Here is a 19,294-nt window from a genome sequence, read left to right on the forward strand (position 1 = left end):
CCACGACAGACCCTCGGATTCCTCACCCCCAGAGAAGTCTGCGGCCAACCAGCACGGTGGCGCCCTTGGACCGGGCGTCCTCTACGTGCCGGCTCACCTTGTCCAGCTGTTCGGGGCCGATCAGGGTGCCGAGATCGGAGTCCCAGTGCATCCCCGGGCGCAGCCGCATCCGCCGCACCCGCTCGACCAGCCTGCCCCGGAACCGGTCATACACCGCATCGGCCACGTACAGCCGCTCGGTCGCCACGCACAACTGGCCCGCGCTGACGAAGCACGATCGGACGGCACCTGCCGCCGCCCGGTCCGGGTCGGCATCGTCGAGGACGATCATCGGGTTCTTTCCGGCCAGTTCGAAGGTGGCCGGCAGCAGCCGCCCGGCAGCTTCCCGGGCCAGTCTGCGGCCGGTCTGGATCGACCCGGTGAAGCACACGGCATCGGCGCTGGCGAGGATCTTCTCCCCGATCCGCTCCGCGGGACCGGCGACGACCTGCCACAGGTCCGCCGGGATGCCTGCCTCCGCCAGCAGGCCGGCCCCGTACGCCGCGGACATCACCGTCAGCGAGGCCGGCTTGACCACCACCGCGTTGCCGGCGACCAGGGCCGCCAGGCCGTCGGCCATGGACAGGAAGAAGGGGTAGTTCCAGGGCGAGATGATCCCGACCACCCCGTACGGCACCGCGTTGACGACCACCCGCGTGAGCAGTGGCAGCACGCCGCGCACCCGCCGGGACGTCAGGTAGCGGGGCGCCAGCAGCCCGTAGTAGCGGGCAGTGGCCGCGACCGCGAAGACCTCCTCGAACGCCTCGACCGGGGTCTTGCCCGTCTCGGCGACGATCAGTTCGATCAGCTCTTCGCGGGCCGCCATCACCAGGTCGTGGAAGGCCAGCAGGCGGCGGGCCCGTTCGGGCGCCGGCACCTGTGACCACTGCTCCTGGGCAGCCCGGGCCCGGTCGAAGGCTGCCAAGACATCCTCCGCGCCGGACTGCGGGACCTGCGCGAGCGGTTCCCCGGTCAGCGGAGACAGCTTGGTGAGCGTCTCTCCCGAGGAGGCGGCGATTCGGCCGGCCCAGCCGTCCCTGCGCGTGGACACTGCTCAGTCCTTCGTCAGGGTCCAGTACGTGCTGTCCCCCAACTGCTCGGGGCGTAGCCCGGCAGCGGCCGCCTCCGCCCGCAAAGCCTCCGGGCACAGATGGCGGTATTCGTGCTCGGTGGTGTCGTCGACCAGTACCCGGTCACCGTCCAGGGTGCGGTAGGTGATCCGCCACAGCATCCGCTCATGGTCGATCACCTGTCCCTCGGTACGGCAGCGGTAGGTCAGGGCGCCGATCCGGGCGACGGTGAACTCGTACGGCTCGACGTCCTGGGGCCGGGCCGGGGGCTTGAGATCCAGCAGGACGACCCCGCCGACCGGCAGCCGCCGGGCCAGGTCGGCCAGCAACGCCGATCGCTGGGCGGCATCGAAGTGCCCCAGTACCCCGAACATCACGGCGCCCCCGATCCGGTCGGGCAGACGGGCCTCGGTGTAGGCCTGCGGCCAGACGGTGATCCGGTCGAACCACTCCGGGTGGTCGGCGACGCGGCCGAGGGCCAGGGCCCTCATCGGGGCGCTCGGTTCCAGTGCGAACACGGTGAGCTGCGGGTGGTGGTTCAGCATGGTGGCGAAGTTGCGTCCGGATCCGGCGCCCACCTCGAGCACGGGTCTGGCCTCCGGGCGGAACCTGTCGACCACCGTCCGCAACGCCGCCTGCTGCGCGGCCCGGTCATCGGCGTTGAAGAGGTCGTACGCGCCGGCCGTCACCTCATAGGGGTCCTGCACGCTGGCCTGCTCGGGCACGCTGTCGGAGTCCTGCACGGTGTCGGAGTCCTGCACGCTTGCCTGGTCGTCCGTGCTGTCGAGGTCGTCCACGCTGCCGCCCTCCTTGGCTCACCGACGGTCGGGGTCCGACTCCGGCTCGCCGCGGTCCGCAGGAGGGGAGTCAGGACGATTCTCCCATGCGGGCGACGAGTTGCCGATCGGCCACGACCTCCAGATCGGCGTCGAGTTCCTGGCGGGACAGCCGGGGGCCGAGCGCCCCGCACCCGGTGACGAGCACCGCCCCCAGCGCCAGGAGCGCCACGGGTGCCCCTTGATGCCCCAGCCACTGCTCCAGCGTCGGCAGGTAGTACGGGTAGAGGGCCGGCACCACGATCGACAGCGAGTAGGCCGTCCCGTACGCGGTGGCCCGGACCGTGGTCGGGAACCGCTCGTTGATGTAGGCCCCCACCGGTCCGTAGGCGGTCACCGTCACGATCTGGAGCGCGGCGGCAGCGAAGCCTGCGACCACCGCTGACCCTCCCGACCTGATGGTCAGCCACCACAACAGCGGGCCGCCGACGAGCCCGGCCAGGCCCCAGATGACGAAGAAGCGGCGCCGTCCCAGGGCGGTCGACCAGTGCCCGGCCAGGGCCATCACGACCGCTTGGCCGACCGAGGCGATCGCCATCGCGGTGGCGACCCCGGAGGCCGTCAGTCCGACGTCGGAGGCCAGCCGGCGGGCCAGCACGATGACCGTCATATTGGTCATGATCCACAGTCCCGACATCAGGCCGAAGACCTGCCAGAAGGGTCCGGCCCAGCGTCCGGCCAGCACGTCACGCAGTCCCGGGCGCACGCCCGTCGGGGTCGCCGCCACCACCTTGTGCTGCACCGGCGCGTCCGCCACGCGGCGCGAGTAGTAGACCAGCATCGCCACCGAGGCCAGGGCCCCGGCGAGGAACGACAGCCGCCAGCCCCAGGCCGCGTACGCCTCGGGTCCGAGCACGGTCAGCAGACCCAGGGTCACCAGCGCGATGGTGGCCTGCGCCGAGGGGGACATGGCCATGATCAGACCGGAGGCCTTGCCCCGCTCCCGGGGGCGCGACCATTCCATCGCCAGCGGGATGGCCGAGGTGTACTCCCCCGCCAGGAACACCCCGCCGACAAAGCGCAGCGCGATCACCAGCGCGATCGCCCACATTCCGATCTGCTCGTGGGTCGGGACCAGCGCGATACCGAGCGTGCATGCAGCCGTGCCGGCGATCGCGACCCGCGTGGTCGACGTACGACCGACGCGGTCGGAGATCCGACCGAAGATCATCGCGCCCAGTGGACGCCCGATCAGCGTCGCCATCACCACGTACGCGGCTGTCGCGCCGATGGCGCCGTGCCCTGCCAATGACGGCAGGGCCGGGGCGAGTGCGGTGACGGGCAGGAAGATGTCGAACTGGTCGACGAAGTTGCCCAGGATGCCGCCACGGACGGCGGCCCTGCTCGCCTGGGGCAGGTCCGGTGCGATCAGCGGGCGGTGCGCGGTCCCGCGGGTGCTCATGCGGCTGCCTCCGTACGAGCCCGTCGACCGCTCGGGCCGGACGGGGAGCCTTCTTCTAACGGTGGGATCACGATCATGGTGCTCGCTTCCTTCGCCGGCATGACCCGGCCAGGTTCGACGGTCCAGGCGGTGGCGGCCTGTTCTCAGTCCTCTGCCTGAGGGCTCCCGTGGGATGCGATCAGGATAGGCCGTTGGCGACCGGTGCTCGCCCGCGTCCCCGAAGTCGGAGTCGTACGGCATGGACCGCAAGCCCGCTGCGGGGTAACCATGGAAGGGCGATCGCCGACGCCTTAGGTCCAGGAGCCATCATGAGCGAACACGGCATCAGCCACCCGTCGGGCATCACCCCGGGCGAGCTTCCCGGCGACTCCACCGCTGGGCTGGCGGCCTACCTCTCGGCCGGGATCGGTGTGGTCTCGACCGCCGCCCTGGGCGCCATGTACGCGGTCGAGGTCCCGCGCGGCGGCCCGTACCGCTTCGGGGCGGTGAACGACTTCACCGGTGGGCTGTTCTTCGCCACGACCATCCCGGCGATCATCCAGGTCCACCGGCGGCTGCCGCGGAGCCGGGCGAGCCGGATAGGACTGGCGAGCGTCGTCACGGCCTCGGGGGCAGCATCCGCCAGCGGGATCCTGCTCGCGCTCAAGCTGATCCCCTTCGTCCCCTCCACCGTCGTGACGATGGCCGGGATCATCTCCCAGGCGGCCTGGGTCGCGCTCACCCAGCACCTCCTGCTGCGCCATCCCGGCTACCCGACCGGGCTTGCCCGCACCGGGCGCGGGATCGGTGTGACGATGGTGGCGGCACTGCCCGTGGTCGCCGCGGGGTACGCGGCGCAGTCCGCGCCGGGCCTGCAGAAAGTGCTGTACGGGGTCGGTGGCGGTGTCGGAGCCGTGGCGTACATCGGGTGGCCGTTGTGGCTGTTCGCCCTGGGACGGAACCTGCGCCAGGAATCCGACTAGCCGGGAATCCTGCCCTGACCCCACCCGCCTTACGCGATCGAACTCCTTGCCCTCAAGGGCACTGCCCTCAGGGGCACTGCGAGGCCGAGGGAGTCGGACCAGGAGTAGGAGTCGGCGAAGGGGACGTCGTGGGGGTGGGCGATGCAGTCGGCACCGGGCACGTCGTCGACGTGGCGGTGGGACTGGTCGTTGCGGTCGGACTGGTGGTGGCCGTCGGACTGGTCGTGGCGGTGGGACTCGTCGTTGCGGTCGGACTCGTCGTGGCCGAGGGGTTCGTCGTGGCCGTGGGGCTGGTCGTGGCCGTCGGACTCGTCGTCGCGGTCGGGCTCGTCGTGGCCGAGGGGCTGGCCTTCGCTGTCGGCGTGGAGGTCGCGGTCGGGGTACTGCTCGCCTTCGCTGTGGCAGAGGGGCTCGAGGTCGCGGTTGGGCTGGCGGACGGGCTGGCGCTCGGGGACGGCTTCGCGCTGGCGGAGGCGAGCGTCGAGGCGGTGGGGGTCGGGCTCAGCGGGGTCCGGGAGACGTACGCCGCGCCGAGCGGGATGGTAGGCAGGGAGGCGCCGGTCTCGAAGGCCCGCTTCCAGCCGAGCACCGTGGCCAAGTAGTCCAGGGAATAGTTGTACGACAGGATCGCCGCGCGCAGGCCGGCGTCGGTGGACAGGTCCCGTCCCCCGACGCACAGGTACCGGGCGGCGGAGGCTGCTGCGTCGTAGACGTTCTGCGGGTCGGCCTTGCCGTCCCCGTCACCGTCGGTCCCGTACGCCCGCCAGGTGCCGGGGATGAACTGCATCGGGCCGACCGCCCGGTCCCAGACCGGGTCGCCGTCCAGCGCCCCGCCGTCTGTGTCGTGGATGGCAGCGAAGCCTGCACCGTTGAGGACCGGCCCGTAGACCGCCGGAGTGGCCCGGTGGTCGGCGGTGATGGCCCGCCCTCGCAGCGACCCGGACTCCACCTGGCCGATCGCGGCGAGCAGGGAGACCGGCAGCTTGCACTGGGTCGGAGCCGACCGCACCGCGGCGGCGTACGCATCGGCGAGCACACCGGAGACCCCACCGCCCGCACCGGCCGGAGCCGTGAACTCCCGACTGGCGAACGTGGCGCTGGTCCCCGGGGCAGTCGGGAGCGTGACCTCGACCGTGCCCGTGGCCGGCGGGCGCGAACCGTTCGAGCCCGGGCCGGCGGCGAGCCTGTCGGCGGCCGTCAACGGACCGACCGCCAACGTACCGCCCGCCAGCAACGATTCACCCACCTGCGGCGCGGTGCCGGGGATCCGTACGGTCGCGCTGGCCGGCAGGGCCGATACCGGCTGCTGGGCGGCCGGAAGCAGTGGCATCGCCCCCCAGGTGAGGACGGACAGCATGACGATGCCGGCGCTGCCCCACCGTCGTCGGCCAGCCCGCAGCCCGGCCCGCGCCGAGTCCTTCATCACAGCTCCCCCGATCGCTGCACACTCGGAACGATGCCGGCAACAGGAGCGTCCTCCACGGGCCGGCTGCCATCGGACCGAAGCGCTCACCTACAGCGGGAACACATCCGCACGACGATGGTCGGAGCCCCAGGAACTTCGGCGCCTCCAGGCATCGATGAGATGGCGAAACCATAACCCCGGACTTCTGAGGACACGCCGGGTGATGCGTATTCACAGCAACTGATCTGCCCGTTGATGCCCACCGTGAGGTGTGTCACATCGGGTGCGGGCTGTGCTTGATTGAGAGTCTGGGATGGACCGAGGACGAGAGGACATCGCCATGTCACCCTACGAACCCATCGACGCCACCCTGTCCGCCGCGGACGCACCGCCGCCGGACAGTGACAAGAAGCCGGACGACCCGCCGAAACTCCACGCCCCCGCCTGGAAGTACGCGTTCCGACGCGCACTCCGGGAGTTCTCGACCGATGGCGGGACCGACCTGTCCGCCATGCTGACCTACTACACGGTGCTGTCGCTGGCCCCGGCCCTGCTGGCGGTCTTCTCGATCATCTCCCTGGTCCTGGCCAGCAATGCAGCCAGCGTCAGCACCCAGGCCGGTGAGCTGGTCGGCCGGTACCTGCCCGCCGACTACCGGGCGCCGGTGGTGGACCTGGTGAACAACGTCACGGCCTCGCCCGCCGGTGGAGTGGTCGCCCTGGTCATCAGCATCGCCGTCGCCCTGTGGTCCGCCTCCGCGTACGTGAAGGCGTTCTCCCGCTGCATGAACGTCATCTACGGCCGTGCGGAGGGCCGCGGGGCGGTGAAGCAGATCGGCACCATGCTGATGGTCACCCTGATCCTGCTCGTCGGCGTGGTCCTGATCCTGGTCTCGCTCGCCCTCAACCAGGCGTTGGTCTCCGGGGTGTTGGGCCCGATCGCGGGTCCGCTGGGGCTCGGCGGGGCGCTGGACTTCATGCTGCGGACCTTCCTGCCCGTGTGGGCCTGGGTGAAGTGGCCGGTCATCCTCGCGCTGGTGGTCGTGCTGGTGGCCGTGCTCTACTACTTCACCCCCAACATCCGCCAGCCGAAGTTCAGCTGGGTGAGCCTGGGGTCGATCGTGGCGATCGTGGGCATTGCGCTCGCCGCGGTGCTGCTGTCCATCTACCTGACCCGCTTCGCGGGCTACAGCTCGTACGGCGCGATCGGCAGCATGATGGCCCTGCTCTTCGCGCTGTGGGTGTTCAACATCATGCTGCTGCTGGGCGCCGAGGTGGACGCCGAGGTGGAGCGCGCCCGCGAGCTGCAGGCGGGCTTCGAGGCCGAGGGCAACATCCTGCTGCCCCCGCGCGCCACCGGGCGGGTGGAGAAGATGAAGGAGGTCCGGGACAAGCTCGAGGCCGAGGGCCGCGAGCTTCGTACGCCCGAGGACGACCAAGCGGGCGGACAGGCGGCCGACCAAGGGGCCGGACAGGCGCCGGGCCCGAACGGGTCCGGCCCGGCGACCGGCCCCCGCGACGCGGAGCGGCAGGGGGACGGTGCGCCTGCCAAGCTGCGGGCGGAGCAGGAACGGCGGTTCAACGACAGGTCGTGATCATCGCCGCCTGCCCGAGCGGGCGGCCGATCAGGCCGGCCGCCCCCCGGGCTGCGGGTCAGGCCGGCCGCCCCCCGGGCTGCGGGTCAGGCCGGCCGCCCCGCCGGGCTGCGGGTCAGCGACGGCCGCCCCGCCGGGCTGCGGGTCAGCGACGGATCGCGTACGACCACGTCCCCGAGGACCTCGTCGATCCGGGTCATCAGCTCGGCCGGGATGGTGACGTCCGACGCCTTGACGTTCTCGATGATCTGTTCGGGGCGGGAGGCACCGACCAGCGCGGCCGCGACATTGTCGTTCTGCAGTACCCACGCGATCGCCATCTGGGCCATCGAGATGCCCAGCTCGTCGGCGATGGGGCGCAGGTCCTGTACCCGTTCGACCAGGCCCTCGCGGTCGAGGAAGCGCCGGACGAAGTCCGCACCGCCCTTCTCGTCTGTCGCGCGACTGCCCGCCGGCAGCGGCGCCCCCGGCTTGTACTTGCCACTCAGTACGCCCTGGGCCATCGGCGACCAGACGATCTGCGATATCCCCAGCTCCTGGCAGGTCGGCACCACCTCGGGTTCGATCACCCGCCACAGCATGGAGTACTGCGGCTGGGAGCTGATGATCCGGAAGCCCATCTGCGTGGCGAGTTCCTGGCCTGCGCGGATCTGCTCGGCCGTCCATTCGGAGACCCCGATGTAGAGGGCCTTGCCCTGCCGCACCAGGTCACCGAAGGCCTGCATGGTCTCCTCCAGCGGCGTCTCCACGTCGAAGCGGTGGGCCTGGTAGAGGTCGACGTAGTCGGTGCCGAGGCGCCGCAACGAGCCGTGCGCGGACTCCATGATGTGCTTGCGGGAGAGCCCGCAGTCGTTGTGGCCCTTCGGGCCCGTGGGCCAGTAGACCTTGGTAAAGATCTCGAGCGACTCGCGCCGCTGGCCCTTGAGGGCCTCGCCGAGAACTTCTTCTGCCACGGTGTTGGCGTACACGTCGGCGGTGTCGAAGGTGGTGATGCCGACGTCCAGCGCGGCATGCACGCAGGCGGTCGCCGTGTCGTTCTCCACCTGGGAGCCGTGGGTGAGCCAGTTGCCGTACGTGATCTCGGAGATCTTCAGACCGGAATTGCCGAGGTAGCGGAACTTCATGCCTCCGACCCTAGACCTCTCCCCCACCACGACCGGTGGTGGCTGGCCGGACCCGTTCCGGGTTAGCGGCGCCCGAGGAGGAAGGGTGTGCTGAACTGAGGTCAAGAGGCGTACGCATGCAGGCCGTCGGGCACCTCGTCCCGGCTCCCAGCACCCGGCGCCCACGGACGAGAGGACACGACGTGTCATCCCACGAGTCGATCGACGCGACGCTGGCTGCCGTCGATGCTCCGGTCCCGACCGGGCAGGGCAGATCTGGTCACCGGCCGAGGCTCGGGCGCCCCGGCTGGGCGTACGCACTGAGGCGTGCCCTGAAGGAGTTCTCGGTGGACAATGGGCCCTACCTGTCCGCCATGTTGACGCACTTCACCGTGCTCTCCTTGTCCCCCATCCTGCTGGCGATCTTCTCCGTCGCCTCGCTGATCCTGACCCGTAATGCCGAGACCGTGGCCTCGCTGGTGGCGGACCTGACGACGCGGTACGTGCCCGCCGACTACCGGGGCCTGGTGGTGGGCCTGGTCAGCATGATCACGGGTTCGGCCACCGGCGGTGCGATCGCGCTGTTGATCGCCCTCGCCACCGCGGTGTGGTCCGCATCCGGCTACGTCACGGCGTTTTCCCACTGCTTGAACACCCTCTACGGCCGCGCGGAGGGTCGTGGCATGTTGCGGCTGACCGTCACCATGTTGCTGGTATCGCTGGTGACACTGTCAGGGGTCGTGCTCATCCTGCTCTCGCTCGCCCTGAACGCACCCCTGGTCTCCGGCCTGCTGGGCCCCGTCGCCGAGCCGCTGGGCCTGACCGCGCAGCTGGACTTCCTGCTGACGACCTTCCTGCCGATCTGGGCCTGGGTGAAATGGCTCGTCGTCCTCGTGCTGGTGATCGCGCTCGTGGCGGTGCTCTTCTACTTCACCCCCAATGTTCAAAAGCCGAGGTTCACCTGGCTCAGCCCCGGCTCCGTCGTGGCCATCATCGGTATCGCGGCAGCCGGCGGGCTGCTGTGGACGTACCTGACCCGGTTCGCCGGCTACAGCCTGTACGGGGCCGTCAGCGCCGGGATCGCCCTCTTGTTCGCACTCTGGCTCATCAACACGATGCTGCTGCTGGGTGCCGAGGTCGACGTAGAACTCGAGCGCGCCCGCGAGCTCCAGGCCGGGATCGAAGCCGAGAGCATGATCCAGCTGCCGCCACGGAGCACCGCCAAGGCGGAGAAGATGAAGCAGTCCCGGGACCGACTGGAGTCGAGAGGCCGCGAGCTGCGCCTCTCCCACCCCCAGGGCGATCCTACGGACGACTCGGACGCCTCGCCGCCCACCGGGACAGAAGGATCGGACCAGGGCGGGACACGACGGGAGTCCTCCGAGGACAGCGCGGAAGCCTAGCGCTCTCGCCCGGACCCTGACCCTGACCCTGACCCTGACCCTGATCGACGGTATTTTCCGGGCATGACCAGCGAGAACACAGACACGAGTCTGGCCGCCTCCGCCCCCGGCAGCCCGTGGCACGCCGTCGGCGACTATTCCTTTGACTGGCCCGAAGTGACGCTCCCCTTCCAGCGGGAGTGGGCAGCGGCCATCGATTCCGACTTCCCCGCCGATGGCGACATCACCTGCGACCCGCGCACCTTCATGCCGCTGGAGAACGCGATCGTCGCACGACTGGCGGTCAGCGCAGCGGATCCCGAGGCAGCCCGGCTCGCGCTGGACGCCGCCGCGTCGCGCTTCTACCTCGTCGACGTCGAGGGGCGTGAGTACACCTCCGATGAGCTCGACGAGGCTGCGGCGGAAGACGAGGTCTACACGGTCAGCTACGTCTCTGACGCCGAGATCATCGACGGCACTGCGGTGATCACCAACATCGACACCGATGGCGAGCACCACCCCTGGATGTTCCGCACCTTCCTGCGCATCGTCGCCGAGGAACTACGCCGCGCCGGTGCGGTACCGGCACGCATCTCGCCCCCGCGGACCCCGGAGCTTCAGGAGTGGCTGGCCAGTCGAGGCACGGCCTTCCCCACAGATGCCGAACTGGCCCGCTGACGAGTCGAGTCAGTCGCCTCCGTCTCCCCGGACCCGATGGCCAAGGCTGACCGCCAATCTGGCGATCGCCTCCTCGGGGGTCGGGACCTCACCGAACACCTGGCCCTGCCGGGTGGTGTCGGCAACGTACCTGCCGGTGTCGAACCACGCCACCATGGCGCGCATGTCCGCGTTCATCGCCGGGCGATCCGGAGCGGTCTCGCTGGTCGTCCCCGGGACGCCGGGAGCACCGCCCACCGCGATGTCCAGACCGGTGAGTCGGGAGGCGATCCGGGCGATCTCCTCGACGCTGACCGGCCGGGTCCACCCGATGTCGATGCGTTCTCCCTCGACGCCGGCGGCATCGACGGCCTCGGCCAGGTAGCGGGCGAGGTCAGCGGTGAGGACGTACGTCATCAGCGCTTGCGGAGAGTTCATCGAGACGAGGTGACCGGAGGCGAAAGGATCTCCGAAGCGGGTGAAGTTGTCCAGGAACGCGCCGGGCCGCAGGCCCACGAACGAAACCCCGAGCGCCTCGAGCGCGTCCTCTGCCAGCTTCTTGTGCCAGAAGTGCGGGACGTCCGGGGTCTGGTCGCAGGTGAGGATGCTGGTGAGGACGAACCGCCGGACGCCGGCGCGACTGGCGGCCTTCGCGAGGTTCGCCTGCCCGACGGTGTCGACCTCGAGGGCGTTGGGCAGTCGGCGGGTGTAGCCCGCTGCCGTGGTGACCACCGCATCGACGCCGGTCATGGCGGTCACGAGGGAGTCGAGGTCGAGCATGTCGCCCCGGGCGATCTCGACGCCCGCCGACTCGAGGCCGCTCGCGTCGGTCGCGGGCCGTACGAGGGCGCGTACGTGCTTGCCTCGGGCCAACAACTCCCGGACGACCTGGCCCCCGACGTAGCCGGTGGCCCCGACAACGAGCACGCGCTGGTTCTCGCTCATGATGAGGTCCTTCCTGGCAGCACTCCGGTGCGGAGGTCGGATGCCCGGGCAGTCGGTGCCACTCCCCATTGTGCTTCGCCACCAGAATGCGGGGCTGCACTGGCCGCTCCAAGCCGATGGGCCATGCCTGTCCGAACCATCCGGCTCAGCACAATGTCACTGAAGAAGTCCTTCAGTGACATTGTGGTGGAGCACATGTCACAAAAGATCCATTGCCAGGCAGTTCTCGCGGTCAACCACGGGTCAGGACGTCCAAAACGCGCGGCGCGTAGAAGCGTCGCTTGTACGCTTCAGGAGCAAGGACACGAGGAGACCCAGCTCTAGGCCGAGGACCTCACGGGGCCCGGGGAACGGGGAACAATACTGGTGGGCCTCGTCTCGACGTCTTTGAACAATCGGTACCTCTTGGACAGCATCGAGCGGCACGTGCGCTTCGATGCTGCCGGCGGGTCGGCGACGCTCCGTACACCGCGAGGCCAAGAGCGAACCAACGAGCCGACCCGGTCAGCGCACGCGCTGCGGCGACGGATCACTGCGGACATACGTCGTAAGATCGTCCGCGAGTACTGCGAGGGCGCTTCAAGCCGGATGCTTGAACGCAAGTACGGTATGTCGAAGGCTTCAGTTATTAAGATTGTTCGTGACGCGGGAGTGAAACCGCGACCGCCTCATAGCCGAAAGACGAATCCGTTGTAATAGAAATACATATCGCACCACGGGCTTCATTATCGCATAAACGGGCAAGTCGCGCCAAAGCAGATTGGGGGCGCAAGAGCCTCGAGGCTCACAAGATTCAAAGAAGCCCCTTACTTCGGGCCACTACATCGAGCAGCATTTGGGGAACATCGCCGCCAGCTTGAAGCGTCGCCGTTCGGTACGCAAGTTGATTCTTCGACAGGAGGACGCCACTCCCGCCTTCGATCTCCCTACAGGATTCCTCCCACTCAGCCCAGTTCTGCGTCATAAAGGCCTCGAGATGATCGCCAAAGATGGCAACCGATTCACCAACGCACTCGGCCGGAAAATCCTCCTCTGTGAGCGCGAAATACTTCATGATTTTACGGTTCGATGCGGCGTGGCCCTCACGCTCCTTCCCGATCTTTGACAGACTCTTGCCCTTCGCGCGCGCACGTTCTTCGTATCCAGAATCAGCATCGAAGAGTGCATAAGTTGGGATGCCAAGCTCGGCAAGGATTGAATGAACGAGAGGGATTGACGCCTTTCCACCAACCGTCACGATAGACAAGCCACTCGCTTCGAGCGATCCCACCCCCGACTTGTCGGCGATGCCGCCGATTACAGCGGCCTCTGTTGTACCTTCGACAAGCAACGCACGGTGCGCGAAGAGCGCGATTGCGAGTTGATTTGTAACAATTCCGTCAAGTTGGCGATCCACCGTGGCGGCGTCCAATACTCCATCAAGACGCGTCTTCACAGCTTCGAGAGTTGCCGAATAGACGCGCACAACAGGGTTATCGTCCGCCGAGCGAGAAAGGCGGCGTACCTGATCGAAATGCTTCGGCTCTAGAAAGTACGCACTGTGAGTAGCGTACATTACCTGAATGCGCTTGCTTTCGTCCTCCGCCAGCTCTCTCAGCACCTTTGCGAACGTCTGCGCTTGAATGGGGTGCTGAAACAGCTCCGGTTCTTCGATCGCGAGACATATGACTCCGTCTGTCGATGCAGCGCCGGACTGGGCGAGTAGCTGCAGCGCGGAGATAAGAAGCGTCCGTTGAAACCCGTGACCCTGGCGTTCAACTGCAGTCTCAGTGGCTCCGTCTAGAACTGCAACCTCGAAGGTGGTTCTGGGCGCCTTCAGCTCAACTTCGGTAGGTGAGACCATGACAGCACGGCCGGGCGCATAGGTCGTCACCACCTCATTAAGTCGACCAGTCATATCCAGGAGTTGATCTTTGAACTTCTCCCGGTACACCTGTTGTTGCTTGCAGCGAGATTCTTCAACAATTCTGGCAATCTCGTCATCGGCTGCCGTGCGGTCGACAGACCGCTCGAGGATACGGCCGATGATGCTCGTCTTGCCATCGAGCGACTCCTCGCTCGCCCGAAGGTCTGCGGTTACGAGTACGAAGTCAAAGAGTCCACTCATCTTGCCGCCACTGTTAAACCCGAAGAAGTTCGTCTGCAGCGCCTCAGGTGCTTCTTCAAGCTGCTCGGCGTGTTGAGATTCCCACTCGGTCATCGCCTCATTAGCCGCGGTAGCGCTGGTCCAAGCTGGCAGCCCGAGCGCCGCATTCTCGCTGCGGAGAGCGGTGTACTCTCTCCTCTTCTCTCCAGCCGACTTCTGCTCCCGCACCGCATTGAACGGCTTATAACTCTTCGAGTTGGCACTCAAGGTCTCTGTACCATCGGGGGTACGGCGCTTCCATGCCGTGAATGTTTCGACGCCAGGAGGTGCATACTTCCCGAGCTCCTCACGGTCCTTATCGGTGAGGTCACAGAACGTCACCTCAACCTCAATATCTTCTTCAGTTGCCCCAAACGAGCAGTCCTTGTCGTTGAGACATCCGGGTCTTCCATTAAAGTACCAGTCAAGCGCTCGCAGAACTGTGGATTTGCCCGCACCATTAGGGCCAATGAAGGTCGTAACTGAATCGAACTGGATGGCCACATCCTTAAGAGCTCGAAAATTCTTTATTCTAGCAGACTGGATCTTCATTCAGCACTCCACGCGTACTTGTCCACGACTAATCTCTGACCTCAAATTGCGCAAGCCCGAAGAATCGATCAAAGAAGGCTCCCAGCTTCGAGAGCACTCGTTGCTTCTTCTCGCCATGTCCACCCTTTGCTGAGAAACGCGAGGCAGCCGGCAAGATGCGCTTGATGGCCGTCCCCGAGGTCTGTATGGTGCCGTCGCGGAAGGCTGTGTCGATGAACGCGCGCGTCTTCTCGGGGCGCAAGTTCTCCGACGCGATGATCTCCTTGAGCTCGGCCTCGCGTCGGGCGGCGATGAAGGCTCGCCACTCCTTGTCGATCTCGCCGCTAGCAGAGACGGAGTCGACGAAGGCCTCGATGAGGTCTTTCTTGTTCCTGAGGCTTGGGCTAGCGTCCACAGCCCGGGTGATCTCGGCGCGGATCTCCTTGTCTTCGCCGTCGCCGCGCTCGTTACGGTACTTCTGCACCAGCATGAGGATGTAGTCGACGTTGATCTCGACCTGCTTGATGAGCTCGATCTCGAAGACGACGTCGTCGTTGATCGACTCCTTCTCGGTGTCCTGGTCGCGGCGGAACTCGGCGTACAGGTCCAAGTAGACGCTGCGGTAGTCCTGTGCCTGACGGTCGGTCAGGATCGCGTTGCCAGTGAAGTCGTCGAACGCGGTCAGGATGTTCTGCAATCGGAGGATCGTGCCGAAGAGCGCGATGAACGCCTTCTGGTCCGCCTCCCCGACGATCGGTGTCCCGAGCGGGTAGGTCTGGAGCAGCTCGGTCACCTTCTCGGCGTACTGGTCGAAGTACTCACCGTACGGCTTGAGTAGGACGACCCCGCCAGCTTCCTTGTTGCCGAAGAGGGCAATCGCGTCGTTGGCCTCCTCCTCGAGGTCGCGGAACGACACGATGTTGCCGTAGGTCTTGACTGAATTGAGGATGCGGTTCGTGCGCGAGTACGCCTGGATCAGGCCGTGGGCGCGCAGGTTCTTATCGACGAACAGCGTGTTGAGTGTGGTGGCGTCGAAGCCAGTGAGGAACATGTTCACGACGATGACGAGGTCGATCTCGCGCTGCTTGAGCCGCAGGGAGAGGTCCTTGTAGTAGTTCTGGAACTTGTCGGCAGAGGTGTCGAAGCTTGTCCCGAACATGTCGTTGTAGTCCTGGATCGCGTCCTCGAGGAACGTCCGGGCGTCCATCGTCAGTGACGAGGTGTCGAAGCCTTCTTCGTCGAGCGCGCCCTCCTCGACGGCGTCGTTCACGCCGTAGGAGAAGATCAGCCCGACCTTCAGCTTCCGGTCGGACGGGAGATCCTGCTGCTGGATTTGGAAGTGGTTGTAGTACATCCGCGCCGCTTGGATCGAGGCGGTCGCGAACAGGGCGTTGAAGCCGCGCACTCGCTTGTCCCCCAGTGAGTAGTGCTCGGCGCGCTTGGTCTTCTGGTCGAAGTGCTCCAAGGTGTAGGCGACGATCTGGCTGATGCGCTCCGGGGCCAGAAGCGCCCGTTCGGTGTCGATGGCCGACACCTGCTTGTCGGTGATGCCCTCGGGAAGCTTGACAGTGTTGACGTAGTCGATGCGGAACGGCAGCACGTTCTTGTCGGTGATGGCGTTCACGATCGTGTAGGTGTGGAGCTTCTGCCCGAAGGCCTGCTCGGTGGTCTTCAAGAGCGGGCTACCACCAGTGCCGGCGTTCACTGCGAAGATCGGCGTGCCTGTGAACCCGAAGAGGTTGTAGCGCTTGAAGGCCTTCGTGATCGCGGTGTGCATGTCGCCGAACTGAGAACGGTGACACTCGTCGAAGATGATGACGACGTGGCCCGAGTAGATCCGGTGGCCCTTGTTCGCCTTGATGAACGTGGCGAGCTTCTGGATCGTCGTGATGATGATCTTGGCCTTCGGGTCCTCAAGCTGCCGCTTCAGCACCGCCGTTGACGTGTTGGAGTTGGCCGCGCCCTTCTCGAACCGGTCGTACTCGCGCATCGTCTGGTAGTCGAGGTCCTTGCGGTCTACGACAAACAACACCTTGTCCACGCTCGGAAGCTTGGAGGCGAGCTGGGCACTCTTGAAGCTCGTCAGTGTCTTGCCTGATCCGGTGGTGTGCCAGACGTAGCCGCCCGCTTCGATCGTGCCGAGCTGCTTGTAGTTGGTCGAGATATCGATCTTCTGCAAGATCCGCTCGGTCGCGACGATCTGGTAAGGCCGCATCACGAGGAGCATACGATCCGCAGTCAGGACGCAGTACTTCGTGAGGATGTTGAGGAGCGCGTGCTTGGCGAAGAAGGTCCGCGCGAACGCGGTCAGGTCTTGGATGGGCTTGTTCTGCGCGTCGGCCCACCACGAGGTGAACTCGAACGAGTTCGATGTCTTCTTCGCGCGCTTGGCGCCGGCCGCGTCGACGAGGTGCTGGCGACGGGTCGTGTTCGAGTAGTACTTCGTCAGCGTCCCGTTACTGATGACGAACAGCTGCACGTACTCGAAGAGCCCTGAGCCCGCCCAGAAGCTGTCACGCTGGTACCGGTCGATCTGGTTGAACGCTTCCCGGATGTCTACGCCACGGCGCTTGAGCTCGATGTGCACCATCGGCAGGCCGTTCACTAGCACGGTCACGTCATAGCGGTTGGCGTACTTGGCCCCGCCCTCGCCCTGGCCAATCTCGTACTGGTTGATGACCTGCAGCCGGTTGTTGTGGATGTTGACCTTGTCGATCAACATGACGTTCTTCTTTGAGCCGTCGTCGCGCTGGAGGAGCTGGACATGGTCCTCCTGGATCCGCACCGTCTTCTCAACGATGCCCTCGTTCGCGCTGGCGATGCGCTCCTTGAAGAACTGCCTCCATTCGCATTCGCTGAAGGTGATGCAGTTCAAGGCCTCCAGCTGAGCGCGCAGGTTAGTGACGAGCTGGTCCTCGCTCGTGATCGGCAAGTACTCGTAGGCCTGTGATTGCAGGAGCCTGATGAACTCTCGCTCCAGTTCAGACTCCGACTGGTACGCAGTCTCGCCTCCGACATCAGGGATGTACTCCGCAACGACAGTGCTCTCGCTGCTGACGGCGATCGGGTCGTATCTTCTCGGCGCACCGTCATTCATGCTGCGAGCTCCTTGAACGTTAGGAGCTTGTTCAGGTAGTGGTCAAACTGCTCACGGCGAGCCGTGATCTCAGCGGGAAGGACCTCCAACAGCTCATCGACGAGTTCAGTGACCTTGTCGAGAAGCGCAACTACACGTTCCTGCTCTGCTTCAGATGGTACTGGAATGAGGATCTTGGCAAGGCCGTCGCTTGAAAGGCGCTTGACCTTGGCACGTGAGACATGCTTGCCCTTTTGGGCATTGAATGGGCCTGACTGCAGGTAGTAAGAAACGAACTTGGGGTTCAAATGGCTGCGGTAGAGAAAGCAGTCATCATGGATCGCCACCTTCTCGTCACCGAGCCAGGCCACTGCCTTGCCCACGTCTTCCACGGTCTCGCCCACTGCGGCAATTACGACATCGCCAGGTTGCGCGTAACGGAGTTGGGGTGCTAGGTCTTTACGAACGTGAGAGATGGTTGAATCAGTTGCCGTTCCATAATATGTGTAGATCTCCCCGTAGTGAATGCTAGGAATACCCAAGTCGACGAAGTCATTCTTCGTAAAGCGACGCCCCCTAATGAATTCACCAATCTGACCCATGGGTACTCGAGAGATGCTTTCATCTCCCTCAAAACCGACTAGGGAATCACGATAGTACTTATAGCGTCGTTGACGACCCTCTATCTCCGCTTCCAGTGCTCTTGTCAATTCCGTCTTCAGATCTGCGAGGGTGTCTAGAACGCCTACAATCTCCCGCTGCACTTGAAGGGGTGGTATAGGAATGTGGACATCGGCGAGTTGCTTCGCTGATACATCGATGACCTTGGTTCCCGAGGCGAGCGCCTTCTTCTGGGTAAAGAACGACTCGGATCGGAACCAATATGAGAGGAACTTTGGGTCTTGGTTGTGTTTTATCACTGTGGCGTGTCCGCCAGTCACAATGGACTGCTCGCCGAGCCAAGCGACTGCTTTGCCGACGTCCTCAACATTCTCGCTGGTATTGGTGACGATTAGGTCTCCAGGCTCCACCTTCGCGAGTTTGATCGCGGTCGTCGGAGTGACAAATGAGATAGTGGTGTTGGCCCAGACGCCATAGCGTGTGTAGATCTGGCCATAGTGAATTGCGCCAACGCCTTCCGCCAAAACAAGGTCACTCTTTGGCATTCCGTTGCCTCGCACGAGTTGGGCGATGTCGCCAAGCTTCTTAAACTCAACCCCATCTGGGCAGAACTCTTGGATTATCTCGTCGATCTGGCTCATGCGAAGAAGTCCTCGTCGATTTCCACAATGTTGTATGTCTCGCGCACCTGAACGCCGACTCCGTAGCGGATCATGAGGTCCGCGAGGCGTTTTCCATCGATCAGGATGATCCGCGTCGGCACCCTCTCGGCATAGCCTCGGGCTCCGTCCGTGAAGCGGCTCGTGGTGATGAACACGCCTCGGTCGGCCTTGCCGCTGAGGGCGCCCACAAAGGCCTGCACGTCAGGTCGTTGGACGACGTTGCCTTCGGCGTATCGCTTCGCTTGGACGTATACGCGACTCAGACCCAACACGTCCTGGTCGATCACGCCATCGATGCCTCCGTCGTTGCTGAGCTGTGTCACGGAACCGCTACCCGTGGTTCCGCCGTAGCCCATGGCCAGGAGGAGTTGCACGACGGCGTCTTCGAAGAATCCGGGATCCTTGCCCTGGAGGCGAGTCAGGAGCTCGCTCGCGACCTCGTCATGGATGCGCGCGACACCGCCCTGCACCTGTTCGGTAGGGGTCATGGAAGTCGGTGCCGGCGGACTCGCAGCCGGCTGAGCGCTGCGCGACGTGGTGGCCACGTATGCACGAATCGGCGATGAGGGGTCATCGCCGAGGGCCTTGATCTCCTGCTCGCGCACGCCAAGAGGGAATCTCTCCAGCAGCTGCCTGCCTGCGTCAGTAATCGTGTAGTTGCCGCGAGATGGACGCACGAGCGCACCCACATTTGTGAGGAACGAGAGTCCCCACCCGATCCGGTTCTCGTACAGGAACTGTCCCGACGAGAGCGCCTCCTTCATCTGATCGTCCGTGAGATGCACGTCCTGTGCCACAAGGAGACATAGTTCTCGTCGGGTGCGCACAATTCCGTCGTTGAGAACACGCAGCGTCGGGATCATGAACTCTTCCCAGGTGGGCAT

Annotated in this window: 14 protein-coding genes; 4 read left to right on the top strand and 10 right to left on the bottom strand. The window is 65.4% G+C overall.

Features of this window, described 5'->3' with window-relative positions; all coding sequences use genetic code 11:
* Positions 1–22 precede the first annotated feature (22 nt).
* From GA0111570_RS09965 to GA0111570_RS09975, 3 genes are all read right to left on the bottom strand, one after another.
* Positions 23–1,090: an aldehyde dehydrogenase family protein gene (locus tag GA0111570_RS09965; protein ID WP_092610085.1), complete on the bottom strand. Its 1,068-nt coding sequence runs from the start codon at positions 1,088–1,090 to the stop codon at positions 23–25.
* Between the two features lie 3 nt (positions 1,091–1,093).
* Positions 1,094–1,906: an SAM-dependent methyltransferase gene (locus tag GA0111570_RS09970; protein WP_245703116.1), complete on the bottom strand. Its 813-nt coding sequence runs from the start codon at positions 1,904–1,906 to the stop codon at positions 1,094–1,096.
* 70 nt (positions 1,907–1,976) lie between these two features.
* Entirely contained in the window at positions 1,977–3,347 is a 1,371-nt protein-coding gene (locus GA0111570_RS09975) for an MFS transporter (protein WP_092610088.1), read from the bottom strand.
* 308 nt (positions 3,348–3,655) lie between these two features.
* Here GA0111570_RS09975 and GA0111570_RS09980 point away from each other — a divergent pair, with 308 nt between their 5' ends.
* Entirely contained in the window at positions 3,656–4,309 is a 654-nt protein-coding gene (locus tag GA0111570_RS09980) for a hypothetical protein (protein WP_092610091.1), read from the top strand.
* Positions 4,310–4,376: 67 nt separating this feature from the next.
* On the opposite strand, the gene GA0111570_RS09985 is transcribed toward GA0111570_RS09980, so the two are convergent.
* Entirely contained in the window at positions 4,377–5,732 is a 1,356-nt protein-coding gene (locus GA0111570_RS09985; RefSeq protein WP_092610094.1) for a lytic transglycosylase domain-containing protein, read from the bottom strand.
* A gap of 322 nt (positions 5,733–6,054) precedes the next feature.
* Between GA0111570_RS09985 and GA0111570_RS09990 the strand changes: the two genes are divergently transcribed.
* On the top strand, positions 6,055–7,308 hold the full coding sequence (locus tag GA0111570_RS09990; protein ID WP_092610097.1) for a YihY/virulence factor BrkB family protein: 1,254 nt from the start codon (positions 6,055–6,057) through the stop codon (positions 7,306–7,308).
* Positions 7,309–7,394: 86 nt separating this feature from the next.
* Here the strand turns inward: GA0111570_RS09990 and GA0111570_RS09995 are convergent, their stop codons facing one another.
* Complete coding sequence (locus GA0111570_RS09995) at positions 7,395–8,432, bottom strand: aldo/keto reductase family protein (protein WP_092610100.1); 1,038 nt, start codon at positions 8,430–8,432, stop codon at positions 7,395–7,397.
* 182 nt (positions 8,433–8,614) lie between these two features.
* Between GA0111570_RS09995 and GA0111570_RS10000 the strand changes: the two genes are divergently transcribed.
* Together GA0111570_RS10000 and GA0111570_RS10005 are read left to right on the top strand one after the other, a co-directional pair.
* Positions 8,615–9,814, top strand: coding sequence for a YihY/virulence factor BrkB family protein (locus GA0111570_RS10000; RefSeq protein ID WP_092610103.1), 1,200 nt, complete (start codon positions 8,615–8,617; stop codon positions 9,812–9,814).
* Positions 9,815–9,877: 63 nt separating this feature from the next.
* Positions 9,878–10,471 (top strand): hypothetical protein, encoded by a 594-nt coding sequence (locus GA0111570_RS10005; RefSeq protein ID WP_092610106.1) that lies wholly within the window; start codon positions 9,878–9,880, stop codon positions 10,469–10,471.
* Positions 10,472–10,480: 9 nt separating this feature from the next.
* Here the strand turns inward: GA0111570_RS10005 and GA0111570_RS10010 are convergent, their stop codons facing one another.
* From GA0111570_RS10010 to GA0111570_RS10030, 5 genes are all read right to left on the bottom strand, one after another.
* Positions 10,481–11,395, bottom strand: coding sequence for an SDR family oxidoreductase (locus GA0111570_RS10010; protein WP_092610109.1), 915 nt, complete (start codon positions 11,393–11,395; stop codon positions 10,481–10,483).
* 793 nt (positions 11,396–12,188) lie between these two features.
* Positions 12,189–14,072 carry an ATP-dependent nuclease gene (locus GA0111570_RS10015; protein ID WP_092610112.1) on the bottom strand — a complete coding sequence of 628 codons (1,884 nt, stop codon included), beginning with the start codon at positions 14,070–14,072 and terminating at the stop codon, positions 12,189–12,191.
* Between the two features lie 28 nt (positions 14,073–14,100).
* Positions 14,101–17,148 (bottom strand): type I restriction endonuclease subunit R, encoded by a 3,048-nt coding sequence (locus GA0111570_RS10020; protein ID WP_092610115.1) that lies wholly within the window; start codon positions 17,146–17,148, stop codon positions 14,101–14,103.
* Entirely contained in the window at positions 17,145–18,389 is a 1,245-nt protein-coding gene (locus GA0111570_RS10025) for a restriction endonuclease subunit S (protein ID WP_092610118.1), read from the bottom strand. Before GA0111570_RS10025 ends, GA0111570_RS10020 begins: the two co-directional genes overlap by 4 nt.
* A complete protein-coding gene (locus GA0111570_RS10030; protein WP_217634101.1) occupies positions 18,386–19,294 on the bottom strand; it encodes a restriction endonuclease in 909 nt (302 codons plus the stop codon). The genes GA0111570_RS10025 and GA0111570_RS10030 overlap by 4 nt, the downstream gene beginning before the upstream one ends.

The organism is Raineyella antarctica (genome assembly GCF_900092135.1).
In the GTDB taxonomy this organism is placed as follows: Bacteria; Actinomycetota; Actinomycetes; order Propionibacteriales; family Propionibacteriaceae; genus Raineyella; species Raineyella antarctica.